The sequence below is a fragment of the Frankia sp. KB5 genome, from assembly GCF_002099325.1.
Classification (GTDB): domain Bacteria; phylum Actinomycetota; class Actinomycetes; order Frankiales; family Frankiaceae; genus Frankia; species Frankia casuarinae.
Map to the genome: position 1 here is coordinate 1 of NZ_MRUJ01000088.1, position 4,764 is coordinate 4,764.

At 70.2% G+C, this 4,764-nt stretch carries 6 protein-coding genes; 4 read left to right on the forward strand and 2 right to left on the reverse strand.

Features of this window, described 5'->3' with window-relative positions:
* A partial coding sequence (locus KBI5_RS27320; protein WP_085015103.1) for a hypothetical protein occupies window positions 1-330 on the forward strand: 330 nt, incomplete at its 5' end.
* A gap of 308 nt (window positions 331-638) precedes the next feature.
* Here the strand turns inward: KBI5_RS27320 and KBI5_RS10245 are convergent.
* Both KBI5_RS10245 and KBI5_RS25860 read right to left on the reverse strand, forming a co-directional pair.
* The gene (locus tag KBI5_RS10245; RefSeq protein ID WP_198537628.1) at window positions 639-2,828 is read right to left on the reverse strand and encodes a serine/threonine-protein kinase; all 2,190 of its coding nucleotides are present in this window, start codon (window positions 2,826-2,828) and stop codon (window positions 639-641) included.
* A gap of 2 nt (window positions 2,829-2,830) precedes the next feature.
* Window positions 2,831-3,361 (reverse strand): hypothetical protein, encoded by a 531-nt coding sequence (locus KBI5_RS25860; protein ID WP_011437775.1) that lies wholly within the window; start codon window positions 3,359-3,361, stop codon window positions 2,831-2,833.
* A 401-nt stretch (window positions 3,362-3,762) separates the two neighbouring features.
* Here KBI5_RS25860 and KBI5_RS26960 point away from each other — a divergent pair, with 401 nt between their 5' ends.
* The 3 genes from KBI5_RS26960 to KBI5_RS10260 are packed head-to-tail and all read left to right on the forward strand — an operon-like array spanning window position 3,763 to window position 4,510.
* Complete coding sequence (locus tag KBI5_RS26960; RefSeq protein WP_023841510.1) at window positions 3,763-3,936, forward strand: hypothetical protein; 174 nt, start codon at window positions 3,763-3,765, stop codon at window positions 3,934-3,936.
* The gene (locus tag KBI5_RS10255) at window positions 3,936-4,193 is read left to right on the forward strand and encodes a hypothetical protein (protein ID WP_023841511.1); all 258 of its coding nucleotides are present in this window, start codon (window positions 3,936-3,938) and stop codon (window positions 4,191-4,193) included. Before KBI5_RS26960 ends, KBI5_RS10255 begins: the two co-directional genes overlap by 1 nt.
* Window positions 4,175-4,510 (forward strand): hypothetical protein, encoded by a 336-nt coding sequence (locus tag KBI5_RS10260; RefSeq protein ID WP_085015105.1) that lies wholly within the window; start codon window positions 4,175-4,177, stop codon window positions 4,508-4,510. Before KBI5_RS10255 ends, KBI5_RS10260 begins: the two co-directional genes overlap by 19 nt.
* Window positions 4,511-4,764: the final 254 nt, after the last annotated feature.

The window sequence follows — 4,764 nt, forward strand, 5'->3', positions numbered from 1 at the left end:
GAGCATCCCGGGCGGAACGCGGACCTGATCGGGCTGGTGGTCGGCCGGACGGTGGAACTTCTCGCCGGGTCCGCCGCGCATAACATGCGGCATCCCCTCGCGGACGCCGTAGTGTATCTACTCGCGCACGGTTTGCGGGACGGGCGGTACCATCAGGTGCTGGCGGATACCCGGTTGGACCTGCCGGGTCTCACCCGTGACGTGGATGCTTTCAACCGGGAAGTCGCGCTTCTCGACAGGCTGCATGAACGGCATCGCGCCCCGGGYGGCAGGGGTGACGATGGCTCTGCGGCCACCACCCCAAGGGAGCCAGGCGGCCCGGGCGGGTAGTACCGGCCCGTTGCGGGTTCCCCGCCGGTCTTGATCCTCGTAGGCCTGCTGTGGCTGTCCGCCTGCTTCTCGGCGTGGTCGACCTGCCGCGGGCGTGCTGGTCCCGGTGACCCACAGATCTGTGACGGGTAGAGGTCCGCCTGCCTGTCACTGCGGGGAGGACCCTGCCCTGCCCCCCAACACCGGGCGGGGTCCTCCCATCCTTCGAGCGACCCCGGGCCGCGCGCTGTCGTCCCCGACTGCCGCCGGTCCCGGGGTCTTTCCCTGCCGGGTGGGGTAGGCGGCCTGTTCCGGGCGGGTTGGTGGGGTTAGGGGCAGGGGGGTTGGTAGGGGAAGGTGGGGAGGTAGCGGTGCCATTCGTCTTCGCTGAGTCGGCCGGTGGGGGTGGTGCAGGCGCGGCGGGTGAGGCTGGTGGGGTTGAGATCCCACAGGCGGGCGGTGGTGTCGTCACCGGCGGTGGCGAGCATCGTCCCGTCGAAGGCGAGGGTTTCCACGGGTCCGGTGTGGCCGGTGAGGGTGGCCAGCGGGCGGGGGGTGCGCGGGTTGGTGAGATCCCACAGGTGGGCGGTGCCGTCGGTGCTGGCGGTGGCCAGCGTCGTGCCGTCGGGGGCGAAGACGGCGGTGGTGGTCATGCCGGTTTCGGGGATGGTGGCGGCGGGCTGCGGCTGGGTGGGGGTGGTGAGGGTCCACAGGAGGGTGGTGCCGTCCTGCTGGGCGGTGGCGAGCATCGTGCCGTCGGGGCTGAAGGTGGCGTCGAAGGTGGGGCCGGGGGCGAGGGTGGCCAATGGTCGGGGGGTGCGCGGGTCGGTGACGTCCCATAGGCGGGCGGTGCCGTCAAGGCTGGCCGTCGCAAGGGTGTGGCCGTCGGGGCTGAACGCCACGTTTCCGGCGATGTAGCTGTGGGGGGTGAATGTGGCGAGGGTGGAGGTGGCGCGGGGGTCGGTGATGTCGATTAGGAGCACGGCGCCGGTGGAGGTGCTGATCGCGAGCAGGGTGCCGGCGGGGTTGAACGCGGCGCCGTAGGGGGTTCCGCCCGTGTGCAGGGTGAGGGTGTTGACCTGGTCGGGGTGGTGGGGGTCGGTGATGTTCCACAGGCGGATGGTGGTGTCGTCGCTGGTGGTGGCGAGCAGGGTGCCGGCGGGGTTGAACGCCACGTGGTTCACCCCGTCGTCGTGGCCCAGGGTGGCTACCGGCTGGTCGGGGTGGGTGGGGTTCCACAGGCGTGCGGTGTGGTCGGCGCTGCCGGTGGCGAGGGTGTGCCCGTCCGGGCTGATGGCGACGGACAGGATTTTGCCGCTGTGGCGGAACGTTGCCAGCGGGGGCAGACCTCGGGCGGCGGCGGCCAGCAGGGCGATGCGCGCGGCCGGGTCGGGGTTGAACCGGTAGGCGGCGACGGCGAGACGGACCGCGAGATCCGGATCATCGGTGGTGGCCTGGTCGGCGAGGATCGCGGCGGCGCCGTGCCGGTCGGGGCGGTTCGCCGTGGTCGGGGTGTGCCGGGGGCGGTCCGTGATGAGCAGGACAGCGGCGGCGAGGACCACGGCGGTCGCGGTGGCGAGGATCGTGATCCGGGTTCGGCGAGCCGGCGGTATGGGCCGGGCGTAGTGCGGGGGGATTGCCGGTGGTGGTGGGGCGGGCTGCGGTCCCTGCCTGCCGTGCCGGGTGGGTGCGGCGGGGGGCGGTGTTGGGGGTTGGGTGCTGGTGAGCATCCGGTATAGCTGCTCGGCGGTCGGCCGCTGCTCGGGGGCTTTGGCCATGGCGGCGGTGACGGTGTCGTGTAGTCGGCCGTGAAGCTGGTTTAGGTGGGTGGGATGGTCGTACCGGATGCGGTGCAGGAGTAGTTCGGATGATCGGTCCCCGAAGGGGGGTTGGCCGGTCGCGGCGTAGAGGACGACACCGCCCCAGGCGAAGATGTCGGCGGCCGGATCGGGTGGGGCGCCGTCGATGTTTTCGGGGGCCGTGTAGGCGGGGGTGCCGATCTGCTCGTCGATGTGGAACATGGTCATGCCGTGGGCGCGGGCGATGCCGAAGTCGATGACGCGAGCGCCCGTGGGCGAGAGTATGACGTTCGACGGTTTGAGGTCGCGGTGGACGACTCCGGCGCCGTGGATGACCGTCAACGCCACTGCGATGTGGACCGCAACCTGTTCCAGCTCGGCGCCGCGTAACGGGCGGCGGGCGGCCTGGGCGAGGGTCGGGCCGGGCACGTAGTCGGTGACCAGGTAGGGCCGTTCGGCGTTGGGGTCGGCGTCGAGGAAGGCGGCGGTGCAGAACCGCGGCACCCGCCGGGCGGCTTCCGCTTCGTGGCGGAACCGGGCGCGAAACTCCGGGTCGGCGGCGAACTCTACGCGGATCACCTTCACGGCGACCGGATGATGGTGCGGGTCCTCGGCGAGGTAGACCACGCCCATCCCCCCGACCCCTAACCGGCCGCGCAGACGGTAGACCCCGATGTGGGTGGGGTCGTCGATACGAAGCGCCGTGGCAGGCTGGGGCATGGTCAGGGCTGGCCGGTCGGGGTCTTCGTCGGTGTCGGGCGAGGCTGGAAGCTGGCGGCGGGTGGGGGTGGGGTCATGGCGCGGCTGCGGCGCTGCGGGTCGGTGCGGGTCGTGCCCTCCTGGCCGCGTAGCTGCTGGTCTAGCTCCATCGCCAGGGCGAGCGTGACGCCTGCTTCGTGGCGGCGTTGGAACCAGTCGGCCGAGATGCCGCCGTAGTGGGCGGCGGCCTCGTCGCGGCGGGCGGTGCGTGTGGCGGCGGTACCGGACCGGCCGGGAACAAGACCGAGTAGGGCGGCGGCGGCGTCACCGCGGGGGCTGCCGAGTGCCTGCACGGCCGTGAGGATCATCCGGTGTGCGGCGAGGGCACGCCGGTGCTCGCTGAGGCCGGGGTGCGGGGGGCTGAGCATGTCCAGCATGGGCCGTGCCTCGGGATAGCTGGCAAGGTCGGCGGGATGGCGGACACCGACCTTGAAGCAGCCATCGAGCAGGGTGCGAAGCAGGTCAACGCGATCCGGTTCGTGGGGGGCCGTCATCGGCGTTCGTTCCTTCCTGTCGATGCCGACTCCGGGTCGGCTCCGCGGATACTCCGGGTTGTGTCCGTGTTTGCTCCGGGCTGAGCCCGTCCCGATGATGGCCCGTGACAGGCCGGTCACGCTGCTGGTTTGCGTGGGTGTTTGGCCGGGCTTGTGATCGCACCTCCGGGGCTGATCCGTGCACAGCGCATCCCGGGCACCGTGGATGATCCGTGTGGACTCCGGTTCCGCTCCGGGCCGGCTCCGTGTCCGCTGCCGGGGATAGTCCGTGCAGATTCCGTGGAAATACCGGGTTCAGTGCCTTTCGCGTGGCCGCTGCGGCGGGCAGAGTGAGGAACACGGAACGCGGTCCGCGTTTCCCGCCCCTCGCCTGATCTTCTCTGTGTGGAGGCTGATTTACTATGCCCCGCTACTACGTCCGCACATCCTACGGGTTTTGGCGGATAGTGGTCTTCTTCTGGGTGCTGTACCTGGGCCTGTTTCTGTTCTCCAACGTGTCTGCCCTGGTGCCTGTCGTCCTGGTCGGGATGATCGTTGCCGCGGTGTTCTGGCTGGCTTCCCGGGTGATCCGCTGATGGCACGTCCTGGCGCGGTCGACCGGCGGCATGGGCGGCTGCTTGTCGCCGCGCTGGTGCTCTGGACGGCGGGACTGTTCTTCCTGTCCCTCGCCACGTCCCTAGCTATCGCATTGATGGACCGGTCCGCGTCTACTCCCACGCCGGTGTTGGTGACCGCGGCTGACCCGTGCACCACGACCATGCAAGCGTCCTATTCCCTGTCCTTCGGCTATTCCCCGTTGCATAAGGAGATGTCATGCGCGCTATCCCGGTGAACGAATCGCTGTTGGAAAACGTCGTCGCGGTCAGCGGCGCGATGCCGGAAACGGATCTGGACGGCAAGCAGAAGGCGAACCGTGACKGCCTGCCGGTCTACGGGGTGCAGGTCGCGGTCACCTACGACGGCACCGCATCTGTGATCAAGGTGAAGGTGGCGGGTGAGGCACCGCGGGTGCAGGTCGGGATGCCGGTCACCCTGGTCGGCCTGATCGGTACGCAGTGGGCGATCGGCGAGCGGCACGGGATCTCCTGGAGCGCACAGGCGATCCGTCCGCTTCCCACCCCGAACCCGGCCCCGGCGTCGAAGAGCTGACGGTCTGCCGGGGGCGGCATCCCTGACCCGGTGCCGCCGTCCCCGGGGCTGCTCCTTGCGCCGGTTCAGTGAGGGACGGTTGTCATGGCAGTGCTGCGGGTCCGRCAGGGCCGAATCAGAAAAGATCAATTTCGGTTGGCGTTACGGCCGTCCGTCCCTGAACTGCTGCTGCGCTACGGGCTGCGCTACGTCGCCTCGTGGTGGCGGGAAGCGCTCGCCGTTGTCCTCGCGCTGCTGATCTACCGGCGGGCGGT

What these genes read in the sequence shown, in the direction of transcription:
- KBI5_RS26960 (WP_023841510.1), top strand. Translation starts at nt 3,763, where the DNA reads ATGCCCCGCTACTACGTCCGCACATCCTACGGGTTTTGGCGGATAGTG.
- KBI5_RS10255 (WP_023841511.1), top strand. Translation starts at nt 3,936, where the DNA reads ATGGCACGTCCTGGCGCGGTCGACCGGCGGCATGGGCGGCTGCTTGTC.
- KBI5_RS10245 (WP_198537628.1), bottom strand. Translation starts at nt 2,828, where the DNA reads ATGCCCCAGCCTGCCACGGCGCTTCGTATCGACGACCCCACCCACATC.
- KBI5_RS25860 (WP_011437775.1), bottom strand. Translation starts at nt 3,361, where the DNA reads ATGACGGCCCCCCACGAACCGGATCGCGTTGACCTGCTTCGCACCCTG.